General features: G+C 73.8%; 18 protein-coding genes and 1 pseudogene. 10 read left to right on the plus strand and 9 right to left on the minus strand.

Going from position 1 to position 19,167, the window contains the following annotated elements; translation table 11 throughout:
• Position 1 precedes the first annotated feature (1 nt).
• The 4 genes from IEZ20_RS33730 (at position 2) to pssA (ending at position 3,388) form a co-directional block, all read left to right on the plus strand.
• Positions 2 to 514, plus strand: coding sequence for a MaoC family dehydratase (locus tag IEZ20_RS33730; RefSeq protein WP_189305793.1), 513 nt, complete (start codon positions 2 to 4; stop codon positions 512 to 514).
• Positions 514 to 1,719, plus strand: a complete 1,206-nt coding sequence (locus tag IEZ20_RS33735) for an acyl-CoA dehydrogenase family protein (protein WP_189305795.1) — start codon at positions 514 to 516, stop codon at positions 1,717 to 1,719. The genes IEZ20_RS33730 and IEZ20_RS33735 overlap by 1 nt, the downstream gene beginning before the upstream one ends.
• A gap of 171 nt (positions 1,720 to 1,890) precedes the next feature.
• A complete protein-coding gene (locus IEZ20_RS33740) occupies positions 1,891 to 2,547 on the plus strand; it encodes a phosphatidylserine decarboxylase (protein ID WP_189305797.1) in 657 nt (218 codons plus the stop codon).
• Between the two features lie 22 nt (positions 2,548 to 2,569).
• Positions 2,570 to 3,388 carry a CDP-diacylglycerol--serine O-phosphatidyltransferase gene (pssA, locus tag IEZ20_RS33745; protein WP_059254185.1) on the plus strand — a complete coding sequence of 273 codons (819 nt, stop codon included), beginning with the start codon at positions 2,570 to 2,572 and terminating at the stop codon, positions 3,386 to 3,388.
• 76 nt (positions 3,389 to 3,464) lie between these two features.
• On the opposite strand, the gene IEZ20_RS33750 is transcribed toward pssA, so the two are convergent.
• Positions 3,465 to 4,601 carry a glycerate kinase gene (locus IEZ20_RS33750; protein WP_189305799.1) on the minus strand — a complete coding sequence of 379 codons (1,137 nt, stop codon included), beginning with the start codon at positions 4,599 to 4,601 and terminating at the stop codon, positions 3,465 to 3,467.
• A gap of 165 nt (positions 4,602 to 4,766) precedes the next feature.
• Here IEZ20_RS33750 and IEZ20_RS33755 point away from each other — a divergent pair, with 165 nt between their 5' ends.
• From IEZ20_RS33755 to IEZ20_RS33765, 3 genes are all read left to right on the plus strand, one after another.
• The gene (locus tag IEZ20_RS33755) at positions 4,767 to 5,840 is read left to right on the plus strand and encodes an ADP-ribosylglycohydrolase family protein (RefSeq protein ID WP_189305801.1); all 1,074 of its coding nucleotides are present in this window, start codon (positions 4,767 to 4,769) and stop codon (positions 5,838 to 5,840) included.
• A 28-nt stretch (positions 5,841 to 5,868) separates the two neighbouring features.
• Positions 5,869 to 6,363 (plus strand): NUDIX domain-containing protein, encoded by a 495-nt coding sequence (locus tag IEZ20_RS33760; RefSeq protein WP_189305803.1) that lies wholly within the window; start codon positions 5,869 to 5,871, stop codon positions 6,361 to 6,363.
• Positions 6,364 to 6,452: 89 nt separating this feature from the next.
• Entirely contained in the window at positions 6,453 to 7,196 is a 744-nt protein-coding gene (locus IEZ20_RS33765) for an SIR2 family NAD-dependent protein deacylase (protein ID WP_189305805.1), read from the plus strand.
• A gap of 48 nt (positions 7,197 to 7,244) precedes the next feature.
• On the opposite strand, the gene IEZ20_RS33770 is transcribed toward IEZ20_RS33765, so the two are convergent.
• The 3 genes from IEZ20_RS33770 to IEZ20_RS33780 all read right to left on the minus strand — a co-directional run bounded on the left by IEZ20_RS33770 (position 7,245) and on the right by IEZ20_RS33780 (position 10,200).
• Positions 7,245 to 7,727 carry a methylated-DNA--[protein]-cysteine S-methyltransferase gene (locus IEZ20_RS33770; RefSeq protein ID WP_189305807.1) on the minus strand — a complete coding sequence of 161 codons (483 nt, stop codon included), beginning with the start codon at positions 7,725 to 7,727 and terminating at the stop codon, positions 7,245 to 7,247.
• Positions 7,728 to 7,747: 20 nt separating this feature from the next.
• Positions 7,748 to 9,214, minus strand: coding sequence for an AlkA N-terminal domain-containing protein (locus IEZ20_RS33775; protein WP_189305833.1), 1,467 nt, complete (start codon positions 9,212 to 9,214; stop codon positions 7,748 to 7,750).
• Between the two features lie 89 nt (positions 9,215 to 9,303).
• Complete coding sequence (locus tag IEZ20_RS33780) at positions 9,304 to 10,200, minus strand: methylenetetrahydrofolate reductase (RefSeq protein ID WP_189305809.1); 897 nt, start codon at positions 10,198 to 10,200, stop codon at positions 9,304 to 9,306.
• A 166-nt stretch (positions 10,201 to 10,366) separates the two neighbouring features.
• Between IEZ20_RS33780 and IEZ20_RS33785 the strand changes: the two genes are divergently transcribed.
• Positions 10,367 to 11,086, plus strand: a complete 720-nt coding sequence (locus tag IEZ20_RS33785) for a B3/B4 domain-containing protein (RefSeq protein WP_229896408.1) — start codon at positions 10,367 to 10,369, stop codon at positions 11,084 to 11,086.
• A gap of 12 nt (positions 11,087 to 11,098) precedes the next feature.
• Entirely contained in the window at positions 11,099 to 13,213 is a 2,115-nt protein-coding gene (locus IEZ20_RS40130; RefSeq protein WP_229896409.1) for an aminotransferase class I/II-fold pyridoxal phosphate-dependent enzyme, read from the plus strand.
• A gap of 16 nt (positions 13,214 to 13,229) precedes the next feature.
• On the opposite strand, the gene IEZ20_RS33800 is transcribed toward IEZ20_RS40130, so the two are convergent.
• The 5 genes from IEZ20_RS33800 to IEZ20_RS33820 form a co-directional block, all read right to left on the minus strand.
• On the minus strand, positions 13,230 to 13,682 hold the full coding sequence (locus IEZ20_RS33800; protein WP_189305811.1) for a DUF7144 family membrane protein: 453 nt from the start codon (positions 13,680 to 13,682) through the stop codon (positions 13,230 to 13,232).
• A 160-nt stretch (positions 13,683 to 13,842) separates the two neighbouring features.
• Complete coding sequence (locus IEZ20_RS33805) at positions 13,843 to 14,352, minus strand: O-acetyl-ADP-ribose deacetylase (RefSeq protein ID WP_189305813.1); 510 nt, start codon at positions 14,350 to 14,352, stop codon at positions 13,843 to 13,845.
• Positions 14,349 to 15,767, minus strand: a complete 1,419-nt coding sequence (locus tag IEZ20_RS33810; protein WP_189305815.1) for a phytoene desaturase family protein — start codon at positions 15,765 to 15,767, stop codon at positions 14,349 to 14,351. Before IEZ20_RS33810 ends, IEZ20_RS33805 begins: the two co-directional genes overlap by 4 nt.
• Positions 15,768 to 15,856: 89 nt before the next feature.
• On the minus strand, positions 15,857 to 16,702 hold the full coding sequence (locus IEZ20_RS33815; RefSeq protein WP_189305817.1) for an inositol monophosphatase family protein: 846 nt from the start codon (positions 16,700 to 16,702) through the stop codon (positions 15,857 to 15,859).
• A 296-nt stretch (positions 16,703 to 16,998) separates the two neighbouring features.
• Complete coding sequence (locus tag IEZ20_RS33820; protein ID WP_189305819.1) at positions 16,999 to 18,819, minus strand: gamma-glutamyltransferase family protein; 1,821 nt, start codon at positions 18,817 to 18,819, stop codon at positions 16,999 to 17,001.
• Positions 18,820 to 18,955: 136 nt separating this feature from the next.
• Here IEZ20_RS33820 and IEZ20_RS40135 point away from each other — a divergent pair.
• Positions 18,956 to 19,167 (plus strand): annotated as a pseudogene (locus IEZ20_RS40135) (hypothetical protein); the annotation flags it as partial.

Genomic DNA, 19,167 nt, shown 5'->3' on the forward strand with positions numbered 1-19,167 from the left:
GATGCAGTTCGGACGCACCTACGAGGAGTTCGAGGTCGGGGCGACGTACAAGCACTGGCCGGGCAAGACGGTCACGGAGTACGACGACCACCTGTTCTGTCTCCTCACCATGAACCACCACCCGCTCCACATGGACACGAACTATGCGGAGAAGACGACGGACTTCGGCAAGAACGTCGTCGTCGGGAACTACGTCTACTCGCTGCTGCTCGGCATGAGCGTCCCGGACATCTCCGGCAAGGCGATCGCCAACCTGGAGATCGAGTCGCTCAGGCACGTCGCGCCGACCTTCCACGGCGACACGATCTACGGCGAGACCACCGTCCTCGACAAGTGGCCGTCGAAGTCGAAGAACGACCGGGGGATCGTCTACGTCGAGACCAAGGGTTACAAGCAGGACGGCACCCTGGTGTGCGTCTTCCGCCGCAAGGTGATGGTGCCCACCGAGACGTACATCAAGGAGCGCGGCGGCGAGCAGCCGGGCCGCCCGGAGCTGAAGCAGCAGGAGAAGTGATGGCGCGCCTCGCCCAGACCGCCGGTCTGACCGACGTCCAGCAGGAGATCCTTTCGACGGTCCGTGACTTTGTCGACAAGGAGATCATCCCGGTCGCGACCGAGCTGGAGCACCGCGACGAGTACCCGCAGCAGATCGTGGACGGGCTCAAGGAGCTGGGTCTGTTCGGTCTGATGATCCCCGAGGAGTACGGGGGCCTGGGCGAGTCGCTCCTCACCTACGCGCTGTGCGTGGAGGAGATCGCCCGCGGCTGGATGTCGGTGTCCGGCATCATCAACACCCACTTCATCGTCGCGTACATGCTCAAGCAGCACGGCACGCAGGAGCAGAAGGACCACTTCCTGCCCAGGATGGCGGCCGGTGACATCCGGGGCGCCTTCTCCATGTCGGAGCCGGGCCTGGGCTCCGACGTGTCGGCGATCACGTCGAAGGCGGTCAGGGACGGCGACGAGTACGTCCTGAACGGCCAGAAGATGTGGCTGACGAACGGGGGTACGTCCTCGCTCGTGGCCGTGCTGGTCCGGAGTGACGAAGGACACCCCGAGGGCACGGCGCCGCACAAGTCGATGACGACCTTCCTGATCGAGAAGGAGCCGGGCTTCGGCGAGGTCCGCCCGGGCCTCACCATCCCCGGCAAGATCGAGAAGATGGGCTACAAGGGCGTCGACACCACCGAGCTGATCATGGACGGCCTGCGCGTCCCGGCCGACCGGGTGCTCGGCGGGGTCACCGGCCGAGGTTTTTACCAAATGATGGACGGCGTGGAGGTCGGCCGGGTGAACGTGGCGGCGCGCGGCTGCGGTGTCGCCCAGCGCGCCTTCGAGCTGGGCGTGCAGTACGCCCAGCAGCGGCACACCTTCGGCAAGCCGATCGCCCAGCACCAGGCCATCCAGTTCAAGCTCGCGGAGATGGCCACCAAGGTCGAGGCCGCGCATGCGATGATGGTGAACGCCGCACGTAAAAAGGACTCCGGGGAGCGAAACGACCTGGAGGCCGGCATGGCGAAGTACCTCGCCTCCGAGTACTGCAAGGAGGTCGTGGAGGACGCCTTCCGGATCCACGGCGGCTACGGCTTCTCCAAGGAGTACGAGATCGAGCGACTGTACCGCGAGGCCCCGATGCTGCTCATCGGTGAAGGCACCGCCGAGATCCAGAAAATGATCATCGGCCGCAGGCTGCTCGAAGAGTATCGATTCCAGGGCTGATTGTCCGGATACGGGGTGTTTTCTTCGAGAAGAAGATCACACCCCGTAGACACTCTTCGGCCGCCGACTCGGCTTCCTGGCTTGCCGAGTTGTGGCCCGCGACCGGTACGATCCCGGGAAAGCCGCCGTCCCCCGATCAGAGCGCGGCATCATCCGCTACGAAGGTCATCCATGCCCCACAGCCAAACCTCTGCACACCGCGACAGCCTGGTAGGCGCACGCCTCGCGCGCGGAGCATCGCCGTGGCTTCTCCCGACCGTCGCCACCGCAGCCCTCAGCCTGGCCCGCGCTCGCCGCTCGGGCGTCGCCAAGGCCGTCGCCGTGCCCGCCACCGCGCTCGCGGCGGGCATGCTGTGGTTCTTCCGCGACCCCGAGCGCGAGATCGCCGAGGGCCGGGTCATCTCCCCCGCCGACGGTGTGGTGCAGAGCATCATGCCGTGGAAGGACGGGCGGACCCGCGTCGCGATCTTCATGAGCCCGCTCAACGTCCACGTCAACCGCGCGCCCCTCGCGGGCACCGTGACGTCGGTCGAGCACATCCCCGGCGGCTTTGTTCCGGCTTTCAACAAGGAGAGCGAGAACAACGAGCGCGTAGTCTGGCATTTCGACACCGAACTCGGCGACATCGAGATGATCCAGATCGCCGGCGCGGTGGCCCGCCGCATCGTGCCGTACCTCCCCGAGGGCACGAAGGTCGAGCAGGGCGACCGTATCGGTCTGATCCGCTTCGGCTCGCGTGTCGACCTCTACCTGCCCGAGGGCGTGGAGGTCGCGGTCGAGGTCGGACAGAAGACCGTGGCTGGGGTGACTCGCATTGACCGTGATTGATCCGGAGACCCAGGCGGGCTGGGTGCCCGAGGCCGACGAGGTGGACGAAGAGGAGGAGATGCCTCTCTCGCTCCGCCTCTCGATAGCGGACACGCTCACCCTGGGCAACGCGACGTGCGGCTTCATGGCGGTGTACTTCACCACCACCGGCATCCTGATCCCGCACCTCACCGGCAGCCAGGAGTCCGGCATGGCCCGCCACAGCGCGGCCACGGCGGTCATCCTGATGCTCTGCGCGGCGGTCTTCGACCTGTTCGACGGCCTGGTGGCGCGCAAGCTGCGGTCCTCGCCGATGGGCGCGGAGCTGGACAACCTGTCCGACCTGATCAGCTTCGGGCTCGCCCCCGCGTACTTCGTGCTGGTCTACGGCATGGTCGCCGACGACGCGCACCAGCGGGTGGCGGCAGTGGGCGCGATCGTGGTGCTGCTGGCCGTGGTCCTCAGACTCGCCCGCTTCAGCTGCGTGACCATGAAGGACGGCATGTTCCAGGGCATGCCCTCGCCGTTCGGCGCGCTGACCGTCGTCTCGATCGTGCTGCTGGAGCTGCCGTTCGTGGCGACGCTGCTGGCGATCCTGGGGACGGCCTGGCTCATGGTCAGCCGGGTGGAGTACCCGAAGCCGCGGGGCCGTCTCGCCGGCGCGATGCTCTCCTGGATCGTGCTGTCGATGGGTCTGCTGGCGGCGTGGGCGTTCGACGCGCCCAGCGGTCAGCTGCTCCTCCAGACGGGCTGTGCGCTCCAGCTGGTCATGGGCGCGGTGATCCCCCTGTTCGCCACGGCCCGCCGGGTGAACAACTTCCGCGACAACCGCCGCGAGGCTCGGGCGGCGCAGCTGCCGTAGGGGTGCTTGTACGAGGGGCCCCGGACCGTTGACCGGTCCGGGGCCCTTGGCTTGTGCCGACGCCCCGGCGGGGGTGTCAGCTCAGGCGGTCCTCGGCGATCCGGGCGGCGACCCGTTCCAGGATCGGCCCGGCGTCCGCGATGCACTTCGCGACGTCCGGCTCGACGGATGTCAGGGGGTAGGCCTGGGCGATGCCGGCCCGGAGCAGTGCCTCCGTGGGGAGGGCAAGCCGACCGCAGACCGCCACGACCTGCTTGCCCGCGGCCCGCGCCGCCGCGGCCACGCCCGCCGGCGCCTTCCCGTGCAGGGTCTGTTCGTCCAGGGAGCCCTCCCCGGTGATGACGAGCGAGGCCCGCTCCAGGGCGGGCGCGAAGCCCAGGACGTCCAGCATGACCTCGATACCGGGCCGGAACCGCGCGCCGAGGAGCAGCGCGCCGTAGCCGATGCCGCCCGCCGCGCCCGCCCCCGGCGACGCCGCGTACGCGGCGGCCCGCGGACCGGCCTCCGCCTCCAGCACCTTCGCGAAGTGGGCCAGCGCCGCGTCCAGGGTCTCCACGTCGTCCGGAGTGGCGCCCTTCTGCGGCCCGTACACCGCCGGCGCGCCCTTCGGGCCGGTCAGCGGGTTGTCGACATCGCTCGCGAGCACCAGTTCCACCGAGGACAGCCGGGGGTCGAGGCCGGACAGGTCCGCCCGGGCCAGGTCGGCGAGGCCGCCGCCGCCCGGGGACACCGGGCCCCCCTCCTCGGTCAGGAACCGCGCGCCCAGCGCGGACAGCATGCCCGCGCCGCCGTCCGTCGTGGCGCTGCCGCCGACGCCGAACACGATCGTCCGCGCGCCCGCGTCCAGCGCGGCCCGCAGCAGTTCCCCGGAGCCGTACGTGGAGGCGGTCAGCGGGGCGAAGACCCCCGCCGGCAGGCGCTGCAGACCGCTCGCCTCCGCCATCTCCACCACGGCGGTGCCGTCGCGCAGCGCGAACGCGGCCGTGACCTCCTCGCCGAGCGGCCCGGCGACCCGCACCTCCCGGCGCTCGAAGCCCGCCGCGACCGCCGCGTCCACGGTCCCGTCGCCGCCGTCGGCCACGGGCAGCGCCTCGACCGTCAGGTCCGGCACGACCCGGCGCAGCCCGGCCGTCACCCGCTCGGCGACCTGTACGGCCGTCAGCGAGCCCTTGAACTTGTCCGCGGCGATGAGCACCCGACGGGTCTCGTTCACTGCAGCGTCCGCCACCTTGTCTTCCCCTTGCTCTCCGGGCCCCGCGCACGTCGGGGCCAGTCGCGCCGCTGTGACCATAACCGCAGGACACCCCTGCCGTCATGCCCCGCCCGAACCCTGGGAAGCCGCTGGGAGCCGGCTGAGGAATGCGGGTACACCCCTGCCATGGGCACCCAGCACACCGGACCGGACCTGGCCGACCGCATCCACGGCGGCTGGCTCGGCCGGATCGCGGGCAACATGCTCGGCAAGCCGGTCGAGCAGGGCGAGGTGTGGACCCGTGCGCGCATCGACCGCTATCTGCGCCGGGCCGCGGCCCTGCCGCTGACCGACTACCTGCCCGAGCCGGCCGACGCCGACGAGGCCGCCGTACTGCGCCCGGAGTGGCGCTGTTGCGTGCGCGGACGGATCCACGGCAGCTGCCGGGACGACGACGTGGACTACGCGATCCTCGGCCTGCACCTGCTGGAGACCCACGGCTTCGGTTTCAGCACCGAGCAGGTCGGCGACCTGTGGCTGCTCAGGCTGCCGTACCTGCAGACGTTCACGGCGGAACGGGCCGCGTACCGCAACCTCGCGAACGGGCTGAAGCCGCCGGTGACGGCGACGTACGACAACCCGTACCAGGAGTGGATCGGTGCGCTGATCCGCGCCGACGTCTACGGCTGGACCTGCCCGGGCGATCCGGTCCGGGCCGCCGGTCTGGCCCGCCGGGACGCGGTGCTGTCGCACACCGGCAACGGCGTCTACGGCGCGATGTGGGCCGCCGCGCTCATCTCGGCGGCGTTCACCGCCCCGACGGTCCGCGACGCCCTGGACACCGCGCTCACGGTCGTACCGGCGAGCAGCCGGCTGGCCCGGACCGTGCGGCGGGTCGCGTCCCTGCACGAGACGCGGCTGCCGTGGGAGGAGACCCTGGCCACGGTGTCCGAGGAGACCGCCGGGCTCGGCTGGATCCACACGGTCCCGAACGCCGCCGTCCTCGCCGCCGGGCTGCTGTACGGCGACGGCGACTTCACCCGGACCGTCGCCCTGACCGTGCGCGGCGGCCTGGACACCGACTCCAACGGGGCGACGGCCGGCTCGGTCGCCGGCGTCCTCACCGGGGCGGAGGCCATCCCGGCGCACTGGCGGGAGCCCCTGGAGGACACGGTGCGCAGCGCGGTGTTCGGGTTCGACGGCGTACGGATCAGTGCGCTGGCCGAACGCACCCTGCGCCTGGCGACGGGCGGGTCGTAGCCGCCGGCCGGCTGGTTACCCTTCCCCAATGACCACGACGCAAGACTTCGCCGCGTACATCGCGAGCCTGCCCCGTGTCCTCGCCGGCGCCGCCGTGCTCTTCCGGGACGAGGAGGGCCGGGTGCTGCTCGTCGAGCCCAACTACCGGGAGGGGTGGGCGCTTCCGGGCGGGACCATCGAGTCCGACGACGGGGAGACCCCGCGCCAGGGCGCCCGCCGGGAGACGCTGGAGGAGATCGGCCTCGACCGGGAACCCGGCCGGCTGCTCGCCGTGGACTGGGTGCACGGCGCGGGCCGGCCGCCCCTGGTGGCGTACCTGTACGACGGCGGTGTCCTGACCGAGTCCGACCTGAAGGCGATCCGCCTCCAGGAGGAGGAGCTGCTGTCCTGGCGCCTGGTCGCCCGCGAGGACCTCACCGCGCACCTGCCCGGCGCGCTGGGCCACCGGGTGCTGGTCGCCCTGGACGTCCTCGCGGCCGGCTCGGGCACGGCGGAGCTGGAGAACGGCCGGCGCGTGGCCTGACGGCCCCGCCTCCTTGCGGTGCCCGCGCGGAGGCGGGGCCGGGTTTATCCGCTCGCGGCCGCCCCGGTGCCCGCCCTACGCTCGGTGCCATGGCCAAGCCTCTCGTCGCGCTGCTCAGCGGAGCCGGTATCTCCACCGACTCCGGGATCCCCGACTACCGCGGGCCCAACGGGCTGTGGCGGCGCGATCCGGAGGCCGAGAAGCTCGTGACGTACGAGTACTACATGACGGACCCGGAGATCCGGCGGCGCTCCTGGCAGATGCGCCGCAAGAACCGCACGCTCCAGGCGGAGCCGAACGCCGCGCACCGGGCCGTCGCCGAGCTGGAGAGGTCCGGCGTCCCGGTCCGGGTCATCACCCAGAACGTGGACGGACTGCACCAGCTCGCCGGCATGCCCGCCCGCAAGGTGCTCGAACTGCACGGCACCGCCCGCAGTGTCGTCTGCACCCGGTGCCACGCGCGCGGCCCCATGGAGGACGCCCTCGCCCGGGTCGAGGCCGGCGAGGAGGACCCGCCCTGCCTGGAGTGCGGCGGCATCCTGAAGTCGGCGACGGTGATGTTCGGCGAGCGGCTCGACCCGGTGGTCCTCGGCCAGGCCGTGGCCGTCACCAAGGCCTGCCAGGTGTTCATCGCCGTCGGCAGCAGCCTCCAGGTGCAGCCCGCCGCCGGCCTCGCCGGGGTGGCCGCGGACCACGGCGCCCGGCTGGTCATCGTCAACGCGGAACCCACGCCGTACGACGACCGGGCCGACGAGATCATCCGCGAGCCGATCGGTACCGCGCTGCCCGCGCTGCTGCGCCGTCTGGCCGCGGACGCGGACGCGGACCGATAGCGGGCGCGCCGGGGAGCGGACGGGGACCCCGGGGCGGCGGGGACGGCGTCAGAACAGGGCCGTGCCCCGTTCGAAGTCCAGCAGGCGGCGCTTGCGGTCCAGGCCGCCGCCGTAGCCGGTGAGGTCGCCGCCGGCGCCGATGACGCGGTGGCAGGGGACGATGATGCCGAGCGGGTTCCGGCCGTTGGCGAGGCCGACCGCGCGGGACGCCTTGGGGTTGCCGAGGGCGTCGGCGAGCTGGCCGTAGGAGCGGGTCTCGCCGTACGGGATCCGCGTCAGCTGCTCCCAGACGCTGCGCTGGAACGGGGTGCCCTGGAGGCGGAACTGAAGGGTGAACTCCGTCAACTCGCCCGCGAAGTAGGCGGTGAGCTGCTCCTGGGCCTCGGCGAAGGGCGTGTCGTCGGGTGCGCCGAAGCTCTCCTCCGGCGGACGGTGGCGCTGGTCGGTCATGTAGAGGCCGCACAGGACGCCGTCGTCGGCGACGAGCGTGAGCGGGCCGTAGGGGCTGTCGATGACGGTGTGCTGCTTCATCGCGAAGTCCTTGCGAGTCCTTATACGGGCAGGAAGTTGATCGGGTGGCTGTCGGTCGCCCACAGGTACTGGACCGCGTAGGCCCGCCAGGGCCGCCAGGCCTCGGCGCGGGCGGTGAGCGCGGCCGGGGTGGCGGGCAGGCCCAGCTCCCCCGCGGCGCGCCGGATCCCGAGGTCGGTGGCGAGGAAGGCGTCGGGGTCGCCGAGGGCGCGCATGGCGATGACGTCGACCGTCCAGGGCCCGAAGCCGGGCAGGTCCAGGAGCCGGGCACGGGCTTCCGCCCAGTCCGACTCCATCCCCAGGCGCAGTTCGCCGTCGGCGAGCCGGCGGACGAGAGTGGTGAAGGTCGTACGCCGGGTGCGGGGCATGGCCAGGGTGTCGGGATCCACCGCGGCCAGGGCCTCGGGGGACGGGAAGAGGTGGGTGAGTCCGCCCTCGGGGTCGTCCAGGGGCTTGCCGTGGGCGGTGACCAGGCGGGCCGCGTGGGTGCGGGCGGCGGCCGTGGAGACCTGCTGGCCGAGGACGGCCCGGACGGCGAACTCGGCCTCGTCGACCGTGCGCGGCACCCGGCGGCCCGGCTCCTTGTCGACCAGGGGCGCGAGGAGGGGGTCCGTGCGCAGGTGGCCGTCGACCGCCACCGGGTCGGCGTCCAGGTCGAGCAGGCGCCGGCAGCGGTTGATGGCCACGGTCAGATCGCGCAGGTCGCTGAGGGTGAGGCGGCAGGCGATGTGGTCGGGGCGGGGTGCGAGGGCGACGATGCCGTGCCCGTACGGCAGACGCAGCGTGCGCCGGTAGGCGCCGTCGCGCCACTCCTCGACGCCGGGTACGGCGGTGGCGGCGAGGTGGCCGAAGAGGTTGGACGGGTTGAGCGGGGCGCGGAACGGCAGCCGCAGGGTGAGCGCGCCGGGGGTGCCGGACCCGCTCCGGGGCGCGCGGGCGCGCAGCTCGCCCGGGGGCAGGGCGAAGACTTCGCGGACGGTGTCGTTGAAGGTGCGGATGGAGGAGAAGCCGGCCGCGAACGCGATCTCCGCCATGGGCAGCGTGGTGGTCTCGACGAGCAGCCGCGCGGTCTGGGCGCGCTGAGCGCGGGCGAGCGCGAGGGGGCCGGCGCCCAGCTCGGCGAGGAGCTGCCGCTCCACCTGCCGGGTGCTGTAGCCGAGCCGGGCGGCGAGTCCGGGCACGCCCTCCCGGTCCACGACCCCGTCGGCGATCAGCCGCATGGCCCGGGCCACCAGGTCGGCGCGCCGGTTCCACTCCGGGGAGCCGGGGCTGGTGTCGGGGCGGCAGCGCTTGCAGGCCCGGAAGCCGGCCTGCTGGCAGGCGGCGGCGCTCGGGTGGAACGTCATGTTCTCCGGCTTGGGCGGTACGACCGGGCAGCTCGGCCGGCAGTAGATCCCGGTGGTCAGGACGGCCGTGAAGAACCATCCGTCGAACCGCGCGTCCTTGGACTGCACGGCACGCACGCAGTGCTCCCGGTCGAGGTGCATCCCTGTCTGCATGGGTCAAGCATCGGCCACCGCACCCCCCGGGCGCTGGCGGAAATCCGACACGTACGTGCGTCTGGCCAGGGACCCGGTCAGCCCCTGCTGACCGCGGGCACGTCCTGACCGACCGCGGGCACGTCCTGACCGACCGCGGGCACGTCCTGGCGGAACCGGGTGATCCACTCGGCGGTGGCCCGCAGTCCGCCGAAGGTGTAGAAGTGCACCTTCACGGAGCCGTGCCGGTCGGGGTCGTACCGCTCGGCGAGCGTGCGCAGGAACCGGTCCGGGCCGGTCGTGCCCATGAGGTTGGTCAGCGAGAACCCGTACTTGCGGGCCACGGAGGCGCTGGTGCCGACGCCGAACCGGGTGGCGTAGCCGAGCAGCCGGCGCACACCGGCCGGGCCGGGGACGCCGATGCGGACGGGCAGGTGCACGCCCCGCGCACGAAGGGCCTCCAGCCAGGTGAGGACGGGGTCGACGTCGAAACCGAACTGGGTGATGACGTCGCCGGTGAACCGTTCCGCCCCGATGGCCGCCGCCTTGTCGGTGAGCGAGGCCCACAGTGTCCGGTCGGCTATGCCGGGGTGGCCCTCGGGATAGCCGGTGATACCGACGTGCCGGACGCCGTGGCCGCGCAGCAGCCCGGTGCGCAGGACGGCGAGGGCGTCCTCGTAGGGACCCTCGGGCCGGGCGGGGTCGCCGCCGACGACGAACACGTTCTCGGCGGTGCCGTCGGCCGCCAGTCCGGCGAGGAACTCCTCCAGGGCGGACCGGGAGGGCAGCCGGCGCGCGGAGATGTGCGGTACGGGGACGAAACCGAGCCGCTTGACCGCGCGGGCGGCCCGCAGCCGGGTGCCGGTGTCCTCGCCGGCCAGGAAGGTGATGTTGATCCGGGTGCCGGGCGGGATGCTGTCGCGGGCCTCCTCGAGACCGGGCACGTCCTTGCCGGTCATCTCCAGGGAGAAGTCGTCCAGCAGAGCGGGGTTCATCGTGTCTGTCGTGCTCCTCGTGGGGCGGTCCCGGACCCGGCCGATGATGTCACGCCGACTTATGGACCTGTTGTCCGGGCCTTGTTTGGCCCTGGCCACCGGGCCAAGGGCCGGGCAGGGTGGGTGGTCCCTGGTCCCTGTCCCGTTCACCGAGGAGGACGTGGTTGTGAGCGTTTCGACGTGCGTGCGGTTCCGGCACGCGGAGGAGGTCCGGGCCGCGTTCCCCGAACTGTCGGCCGGCGTACTCCACGCCACCGGCGTCGACGCCCCCGCCGACACCCGGCACCGCGCCGCCGCGTACACCGACCGGGCCGCGGCCCGGCTGGCGCGGGCCGGTGAGGGCGAGTTCCCCGAGGTGCTGGCCTGGCGGCGGGCCTTCACCCGGATGGGGCTGCGGCCGACGCAGTACCGCTCCGCCTCGGAGTCGCTGCTGCGCCGGCTGCGGAAGGAGGGCGCGCTGCCGCGGATCCACCCGCTGGTGGACCTGTGCAACGCGGTCTCGGTGGCGTACGCGGTTCCGGTGGCGGTTCTCGACCTCGACCGGATCGCCGGGCCGCTGCTGGAGGTACGCCAGGCCCGCGGGGACGAGACGTACACGGCGTTCGGGGGTGGCGTCGAGCATCCCGCGCCCGGCGAGGTGACCTTCGTCGACTCCGCGGGCCGGGCACACGCGCGCCGCTGGACCCACCGGCAGAGCGGGCACTCGGCGGTCGGCGCGCACACCGGCCGGGTGCTGGTGGTGGCGGAGGCGATGCACGACGGGGGCGCGGAGGCGGTGGCCGAGGTGCTGAAGACGGTCGAGGAGGAGGTGGCGGCCCACTGGCAGGCCACCACGGCGGCGGCCGTCCTCACCGCCGGTGCGCCGGAGTTCGCCTTCGGGCAGTGACCGCGTGACAGCATGAGCCGGGTGGACGAGGGGCGGGACACGGCGGAGACGGCGGCGCGCGGCTCGGACTTCCTGCAACTGGCGGTCGCCGACGTGCCCGCCGGCGGGAAGGCGGAGTGGCTGGCCGGGCGGTTGCGGCAGGCGATGGCCGACGGCCGGCTGACGGTGGGCAGCAGGCTGCCGCCGACCCGTCTGCTCGCCGCGGAACTGCGCGTGTCCCGGGGCGTGGTGACCGAGGCGTACCGGCGCCTCGCCGAGGACGGCCAGGTGACGGGCCGCCGCCGCGGAGGCACGGTGGTGGTCGCGACCCCGTTCACCGCCTCGCCGCCGAGCGTTCCCGGCGCCGCTCCGGCGCAAGCCGCCATGTCCGGCGCGGGGCGGGCCGACGGGGAGGGCCCGCAGCACGCGGGTGCGACGTGCCGCGCCGCGGGCCTGGACGCCGACGACGACGCCGGTGCGGGCGGGCCCGGTGGTGAGTGCGGGCCCGGAGCCGACGGTGGCGCGGGGGGCCGGCGGGCTGACGGCGGGGGCGGCGACGAGCGCGGTGGGCAGGGCGGCAGCGGGGCCGGTGGGCCATGCGCCGGGCAGAGCGGCAACGGCCTTGGTGGGCCGGACGCCCGCCGACACCACGGCGAGACCGGTGGACCGCGCCCCCGGCGGGATGACAGCGAGCCGGAAGGGCCGGACACCCGCCGACACGACGGCGAGCCCGGTGGGCCGTACGCCGGGCAGAGCGGCAACGGCCCTGGTGGGCCGGACGCCCGCCGACACCACGGTGAGACCGGTGGACCGCGCCCCCGGCGGGATGACAGCGAGCCGGAAGGGCCGGACGCCCGCCGACACGACGGCGAGCCCGGTGGGCCGTGCGCCGGGCAGAGCGGCAACGGGCCTGGTGGGCCGGACGCCCGCCGGCACCACGGTGAGCCCGGTGGGCCGTGTGCCGGGCGGGGTGGTGGGGAGTCCGGGGGGTCTCTTGGCCCGGGGCCGGCCGGGATGTTCGGTGGGGTGCCGGCGGCCGAGGTCTTGGACGCGTTGCGGGACGCTCCCGCCGCCGTCGACTTCACCCCGGGGCGGCCCGATCTCACCACCTTTCCGCGGGCGGCCTGGCTGCGGGCCGAGCGCGCCGTGCTGGCGGAGCTGTCGGCCGAGCAGCTCGGGTACGGCGATCCGCGCGGAGCGCTCCCGTTGCGGCGGGCCGTCGCCGAGTGGCTCGCGCGGATGCGGGGGGTGCGGGTGGAGCCGGACGCGGTGCTGGTCGTGGCCGGCACCGCGCAGGCGCTGACGCTCCTGCACCCGGTGCTGCGCGCGGACGGCGTCGACGCGGTCGCGGTGGAGGATCCCGGTTCGCTCGGAGCCCGCCAGCACCTGGCGCACGGAGGTCTGGCCACCCCGCCGGTGCCGGTCGACGAGCAGGGCGTACGGGTGGACGCGCTGCGGGCGACCGGCGCCCGGGCCGTGCTGCTCACGCCCGCCCACCAGTTCCCCACGGGCGTGGTGACGAGCGGCGAGCGCCGGCGCGAGCTGCTGGAGTGGGCGGGCGGCGGCGGGCTGATCCTGGAGGACGACTACGACGCCGAGCACCGCTACGACCGGCCGCCGGTCCCGGCTCTGCGCGCCCTGCTGGCCGACCGGGTCTGCTACCTGGGCAGCGTGTCGAAGCTGCTCGCGCCGGCGCTGCGGATCGGCTGGCTGGTGGCCCCGGCCCGGTACCGTGGCGCTCTGGTCGACGCCAAGCGCTTCAACGACCTGGGCAACGCGGTGCTGCCGCAGTTGGTGCTGGCGCGGCTGATGGAGTCGGGTGACCTGGACCGGCACCTCAGGACGGTGCGCGGGCGCCACCGCAGGCGCCGGGACGCGATGATCGCCGCGCTCGCCGAGCACCTTCCGGGCGCGCGGGTGCACGGGGCGGCGGCCGGTCTGCATCTGACGGTGACGTACGCCGCGGACGTGCCCGACACGGTGTTCGCCGCGGCGGCGCTCGCGCGCGGTGTGAAGTGCCAGCCGCTCTCCTGGCACCGGCAGTCGCCCGGCCGGCCCGGTCTCGTCCTCGGCTACGCGGCCACCCCGCCGGGTGTCGTCGCGGAGGGTGTGGCGCTGCTCGGCCGGGCGCTGCGCGAACTGGGCTGAACCGGCCGCCCGGACCTCAGCTCACCGCTTCCTGACGGGACGCCAGCGCCCAGATCACGAAGACGTCGATCGCCATCATGACGAAGGACCAGACGGGCTGGTAGGGAAGGAAGAGGAACTGGGCGATCAGGCTGAGCGAGGCGAGGAACAGTCCGGCGAACCGGGCCCAGGCCATGTCCATGAGCAGGCCGATGCCGGTCAGCAGGACCAGGGCGCCGACGACGATGTGGATCGTGCCCCAGCCGGTGAGGTTCATCCGGTACACGTAGGAGCCGACGCGGAAGTAGACGTCGTCCCCGGCTATCGCGGCGATCCCCTGGAGGACGGCGAGGATGCCGCTGCACACCATCAGGACCCCGGCGAAGGTGACACCGCCGGTCACCCAGCCGCCGGCCCGGGACCCGGGCTGCCGCGGCGGCCACGAGCCGCCCGAGGAGGCGGGTCCGGTGGGCTGCGCTGCCTGGCTCATGAGCGTGTCCTTTCTGCCTCCCCCGTGCCGTCGGGGCCCGCCCGCTCGTGGGGAGCGGGCGGGCACTCCGAGCGTTGGCCAGGCAGCGGCCGGACGCATCGGGTGCTGCGCCGTTCGGGTGAGCCGCGGCGGCCCCGCGGCGCTCGGACCGTGACGCGCGTCAGCCGGTGTGCCGGGCGAACGCGTCGTACGCACGGTCGTCGAAGAGGACGAACCGGACCTCCTCGACCGCCGTCGGCGTGTTCCGTACCGTCTCCACCGCGATGCGGGCCGCGTCGTCCATCGGCCACCGGTACACACCGGTGGAGATCGCCGGGAAGGCGACCGTCCGGGCACCCAGCTCGTCGGCCACGCGGAGCGACTCCCGGTAGCAGGAGGCGAGCAGGGCGGGATCACCGCCCGACTCCTGGTAGACGGGGCCCACGGTGTGGATCACCCAGCGGGCGTCCAGCGCGCCCGCCGTGGTGGCGACCGCCTGACCGGTGGGCAGGCCCTTGCCGTACCGGGAGGCGCGCAGCGCGCGGCACTCCTCCAGGATGGCGGGGCCGCCGCGGCGGTGGATCGCGCCGTCCACGCCCCCGCCGCCGAGGAGCGAGGAGTTGGCCGCGTTGACGAGGGCGTCGGCGTGCTGCCGGGTGATGTCGCCCTGGACCAGGGTGATGGTGGTCATGTCTGCCTCAGTCTCCGCCAGACGGCCTTGGCCGCGTTGTGGCCCGACATGCCGTGCACACCGGGGCCGGGCGGGGTGGCCGAGGAGCAGATGAAGACGGCCGGGTGGGGGGTGTGGTACGGGAACAGGGACAGCCGGGGGCGCAGCAGCAGCTGGAGCCCGGAGGCCGCGCCGCAGGCGATGTCGCCGCCGACGTAGTTGGCGTTGCGGGCGGCCATCTCGGCGGGGCCGGCGGTGGCGCGGGCGAGCACGCGGTCGCGGAAGCCGGGGGCGAAGCGCTCCAGCTGGCGTTCTATGGCGTCGGTGAGGTCGCCCGACCAGCCGTTGGGGACATGGCCGTAGGTCCAGAAGACGTGCTTGCCCTCGGGGGCGCGGCCGGGGTCGGCCACGCTGGGCTGCACGGTGATCATGAACGGCTTGTCGGGGGCGCGGCCCTCCTTGGAGGCGGCGCGCAGGGCGGTGCCGATCTCGGCCATGCTCGCGCCGATCTGGACGGTGCCGGCGGTGCGGGCCTCCGGCGCGGTCCACGGCACCGGGCCGTCCAGCGCGTAGTCGATCTTGAAGACGCTGGGCCCGTAGCGGTAGTTCGCGTAGTAGTCGCCGAATCCGGCGATGCGGGCGAGCGCGGCGGGCGAGGTGTCGAAGACGTACGCGCGCGCGGGCGGCAGGTCGTCCAGCCGCTTGACCTCGTAGTCGGTGTGGACGGCGCCGCCGAGGTCGGTCAGGTAGGCGGCGAGGGCGTCGGAGATGGCCTGGGAGCCGCCGCGGGGCACCGGCCAGCCGCGGGCGTGCGCGGAGAGGGCGAAGACCAGTCCGATGGCGCTGGTGGCGAGGCCGCCCAGCGGTGCCATCACATGGGCGACCAGGCCGGCGAAGAGGGCCTTGAACCGCTCGTCGTGGAAGCGGTGCATCAGCCAGGTGGACGGCGGGAGGCCGGCCAGGCCGAAGCGGGCCAGGGTGACGGGGTCGCGCGGGAGCGCGGTCAGCGGCAGGGACATGAAGTCCCGGACGAGGGTGTCCCACCGGGCGAGCAGCGGCTCGACCAGTCTGCGGTACGGGCCCGCGTCGCGCGGTCCGAAGGAGGCGGCGGTCTCGGCCACCGAGCGGGACAGCACGGCCGCGGTGCCGTCCGGGAACGGGTGGGCCATCGGCAGCGGGGCGTGCAGCCACTCCAGGCCGTACCGGTCGAGGGGCATCGCGCGGAACGCCGGGGAGTTGATGCCGAGGGGGTGCGCGGCCGAGCACGGGTCGTGCCGGAAGCCGGGCAGGGTCAGCTCCTCGGTGCGGGCGCCGCCGCCCACGGTGGGCTTCGCCTCGAACAGGGCCACGGAGAAGCCGCGGCGGGCCAGCTCCACGGCTGCGGTCAGTCCGTTCGGTCCCGCACCCACCACGACCGCATCGAGCATCGACGGCACCTTCGGACCCCTTCGTCAGCCGACGGCCATTCGGGATCAGGATATGCCGGGGGACTGACACTCCCCCGGCCCGGGTGTGCCCGGAGGGCTCAGGAGGCCGTGCGCAGCAGGCCGGTGACCCGGCGTGCGGTGGCTTCGTCCCGGGCGGCGGTGAACGGCAGGGCGTTGCCTCCGGTGACGCGGAACGGCTCGCCGCTCAGCGTGAGGTGGGTGCCGCCCGCCTCCTCGACCAGGAGCAGGCCGGCCGCGTGGTCCCAGGCCGCCTCCCAGGAGAAGGCCACGGCGTCCAGCTCGCCCCGGGCGACGGCGAGGTACTCCAGGCCCGCGGAGCCGCAGGGGCGGGGGGCGAGGCCGTCGGTCCACAGGGGGCGCAGCGCGCGCTTCTGCTCGTCGGTGGTGTAGTCCGGGTGGGAGGTGGCGACGACGAGGTCGCGGCCGGGGGCCGGCGCGCCCGCGGACAGCCGCCGGCCGTCGAGGAACGCGCCCTGGCCGCGGACGGCGGTGGCGAACTGGTCACGCGCCGCCGCGTAGGTCCAGGAGGCGATCACGACGCCGCGGTGCGCGAGCGCCACCAGGGTGCAGAAGCCGTCGTCGCCGTGGACGAACTGGCGGGTGCCGTCCACCGGGTCGACGATCCAGACCGGGGTGTCGCCCTGGAGTGCCCCGTAGACCGCCGGGTCGGCGTGCACCGCTTCCTCGCCGACGACCAGGGAGCCGGGCAGCAGGGAGCCGAGGTCCTCGGTGAGCCGCAGCTCGGCGAGGCGGTCGGCGTCCGTCACCAGGTCGTGCGGGCCGCTCTTCCGGTCCACCTCGTGGGCGGCCAGGCGGCGGAAGCGGGGCAGGATCTCGGCCGCGGCGGCCTTGCGGACCGCCTCCTCCACGTCGGCCGAGCAGCGGGCGAGAAACTCCTCGATGGTTTCCGTCTCTTCGATCATGTGCTCCATGAGAGCACGCCCCACTGACACTCCCCGCCCCCGGCCGGTGGACGCGGGGTGGAATCGGGGTGAAGAGCGGGGGCGGCGGGGCCGTCGCGGGGCGCGACCCGGTCGTGCCCCTCGGACGAGGAGCGGCCGGGGCAGCGGGGCGCGCGGGAGCGGCCGGGGCAGCGGGGCGCGGGAGCGCTGTCGGCGGGGCGGGGAGCGCTGTCGGCGATGGGGGCCGCGGAGCCGGTCCGCCCACGTGCGGGCGGCGCGGGGTCGGCACGGCCGTCAGCCGGGCGCCGGCACCGCGGTCAGCGGCCGACGGCGTAGCCCTGCATTCCGCGCGGGTTGGCCGCCGCCGACAGGACGCCGGTCTCCGGGTCCCGGGCCACCACGCACAGCCGTCCCTCGGACCAGGCGGGGCCGACGGTGACGTCGTGGCCGCGCCGCCGCAGCTCCTCGATCACCGCGGGGTCGGTGCGGGACTCCAGGGTCACGCTGCCGGGACGGCGGCCGCGCGGGTGAAAGGAGCTGGGGAAGCTGTCGTTGTGCCAGTTCGGGGCGTCGACGGCGCCTTGCAGGTCGAGGCCGCCGCGGACGGGGGCGCGCAGGACCGCGGCGAGGAAGAAGTGCAGCTGCCACTGGTCCTGCTGGTCGCCGCCGGGCGTGCCGAACGCCATGACCGGTACGCCGTCGCGCAGCGCGAGGGACGGGGTGAGGGTGGTGCGGGGCCGTCGGCCGGGGGTGAGCGAGCCCGGCAGGCCCTCCTCCAGCCAGGTCATCTGCAGGCGGGTGCCGAGCGGGAAGCCCAGCTCGGGGACGACGGGGTTGGACTGGAGCCAGCCGCCGCTGGGCGTGGCGGCGATCATGTTGCCCCAGCGGTCGACGACGTCGAGGTGGCAGGTGTCGCCGCGGGTGGTTCCGTCGGCGGCGACCTCCGGCTCGCCGGGCAGCCCGGCGACGGTCGGCTCCCCGGCGCCCAGGGGGTCGAAGCCGGGTGCGCCGGCGGCCGGCACGCGTGCGCGTGCGTGTGCGGGCAGCCGGGGGACGCGCCCGCCGGGGCTGCCGGGGCGCAGCTCGTGGTCGGCCTTCTCGCCGATCAGGGCCCGCCGTACGGCGTTGTAGTCGTCCGACAGCAGGTCCGCGAGCGGCACCTCGGCGGCGTCGCCGTACCACGCCTCGCGGTCGGCCATGGCGAGTTTGCAGCCCTCGATCAGCAGGTGGACGTAGTCGGCGGAGCCGTGGGCGGGCAGCTCGGGCGGGAGCAGGGCGAGCTGCTGGAGCAGGACGGGGCCCTGGCTCCAGGGGCCGGCCTTGCACACGGTCCAGCCGTTCCAGTCGTACGTCACCGGGGTCTCGTAGGTCGCCGACCAGCCGGCGAGGTCGGCCTCGGTGAGCGTGCCGGTGTGCCGCTCGCCGCTGGTGTCCGTGGTGGGCCGCCGGGACTGCCGTACGAGGGCCTCGGCGATGAAGCCGGACCGCCACACCTCGCGCGCGGCGTCGATCCGCTCCTCCCGCCCGCCCGCACCGGCGGTCTCGGCCAGCAGCCGCTTCCAGGTGGCGGCGAGGGCGGGGTTGCGCAGCAGGGTGCCGGGGCGGGGTGCCCGGCCGCCCGGCAGGTACACCTCGGCCGAGGAGGTCCACTCGGTCTCGAACAACCGCCGTACGCTGTCGACGGTCAGACCGACGTTCTCCACGGGCGCGTGCCCGTGTTCCGCGTACCCGATGGCGTACTTCAGGACGTCGTCCAGGGATGCGGTGCCGTGGTCGCGCAGGAGCAGCAGCCAGGCGTCGAAGGCGCCGGGCACGGCGGCGGCGAGCGGTCCGGTGCCCGGTACGAGGTCGAGCCCGAGCCCCCGGTAGTGGGCCACCGTGGCGCCCGCCGGGGCCACGCCCTGCCCGCACAGCACGCGTAACTCGCCGCCGGCCGGGGCCAGCAGGATCGGCACCTCGCCGGCCGGCCCGTTGAGGTGCGGCTCGACGACGTGCAGCACGAACGCGCCGGCCACGGCGGCGTCGAAGGCGTTGCCGCCGCCCTCCAGGACCGCCATCGCCGACTGCGAGGCGAGCCAGTGGGTGGAGGACACCATGCCGAAGGTGCCTTGAAGGGTGGGGCGCGTCGTGAAATGCATCTCCGGCCTCGGTGGTTGTGTGCATCGGTGGTGGACCTTGATCCGAGGATGGGCCCCATCAGGCAGGAGAGAAAAGGCCGCGAACAGAAACGATCATTGCGTCCCGGAAGCCCCCGACGCCGTCTACGTTCGTCGCATGAGCGAAGAAACTCGGGTTTCGCCGGCCCGGACACTGCGTGACCTCGTCCCCGGCGAAGCGTGGGAGCAGTTGACGAGCGGCCGCCGCCGCACCCACCCGGCGGGCAGGACGCTGCTCCGCCAGGGCGATACCGGAACGCACGTACTGGCACTGAGGTCTTTCAGCGGGGCCACTGATCGAGTGACGGGATCGATGCGCGCAACGCACGA

Source organism: Streptomyces cinerochromogenes (assembly GCF_014648635.1).
Classification (GTDB): Bacteria; Actinomycetota; Actinomycetes; order Streptomycetales; family Streptomycetaceae; genus Streptomyces; species Streptomyces cinerochromogenes.

Excerpts from the sequence above, each read along its gene's own strand:
- IEZ20_RS33800 (WP_189305811.1), bottom strand. The coding sequence starts at position 13,682 with ATGAGCCAGGCAGCGCAGCCCACCGGACCCGCCTCCTCGGGCGGCTCG.
- IEZ20_RS33760 (WP_189305803.1), top strand. The coding sequence starts at position 5,869 with ATGACCACGACGCAAGACTTCGCCGCGTACATCGCGAGCCTGCCCCGT.
- IEZ20_RS33765 (WP_189305805.1), top strand. The coding sequence starts at position 6,453 with ATGGCCAAGCCTCTCGTCGCGCTGCTCAGCGGAGCCGGTATCTCCACC.
- IEZ20_RS33740 (WP_189305797.1), top strand. The coding sequence starts at position 1,891 with ATGCCCCACAGCCAAACCTCTGCACACCGCGACAGCCTGGTAGGCGCA.
- IEZ20_RS40130 (WP_229896409.1), top strand. The coding sequence starts at position 11,099 with ATGAGCCGGGTGGACGAGGGGCGGGACACGGCGGAGACGGCGGCGCGC.
- IEZ20_RS33815 (WP_189305817.1), bottom strand. The coding sequence starts at position 16,702 with ATGATCGAAGAGACGGAAACCATCGAGGAGTTTCTCGCCCGCTGCTCG.
- IEZ20_RS33820 (WP_189305819.1), bottom strand. The coding sequence starts at position 18,819 with ATGCATTTCACGACGCGCCCCACCCTTCAAGGCACCTTCGGCATGGTG.
- IEZ20_RS33770 (WP_189305807.1), bottom strand. The coding sequence starts at position 7,727 with ATGAAGCAGCACACCGTCATCGACAGCCCCTACGGCCCGCTCACGCTC.
- IEZ20_RS33805 (WP_189305813.1), bottom strand. The coding sequence starts at position 14,352 with ATGACCACCATCACCCTGGTCCAGGGCGACATCACCCGGCAGCACGCC.
- IEZ20_RS33735 (WP_189305795.1), top strand. The coding sequence starts at position 514 with ATGGCGCGCCTCGCCCAGACCGCCGGTCTGACCGACGTCCAGCAGGAG.
- IEZ20_RS33775 (WP_189305833.1), bottom strand. The coding sequence starts at position 9,214 with ATGCACCTCGACCGGGAGCACTGCGTGCGTGCCGTGCAGTCCAAGGAC.
- IEZ20_RS33755 (WP_189305801.1), top strand. The coding sequence starts at position 4,767 with ATGGGCACCCAGCACACCGGACCGGACCTGGCCGACCGCATCCACGGC.
- IEZ20_RS33730 (WP_189305793.1), top strand. The coding sequence starts at position 2 with ATGCAGTTCGGACGCACCTACGAGGAGTTCGAGGTCGGGGCGACGTAC.
- IEZ20_RS33780 (WP_189305809.1), bottom strand. The coding sequence starts at position 10,200 with ATGAACCCCGCTCTGCTGGACGACTTCTCCCTGGAGATGACCGGCAAG.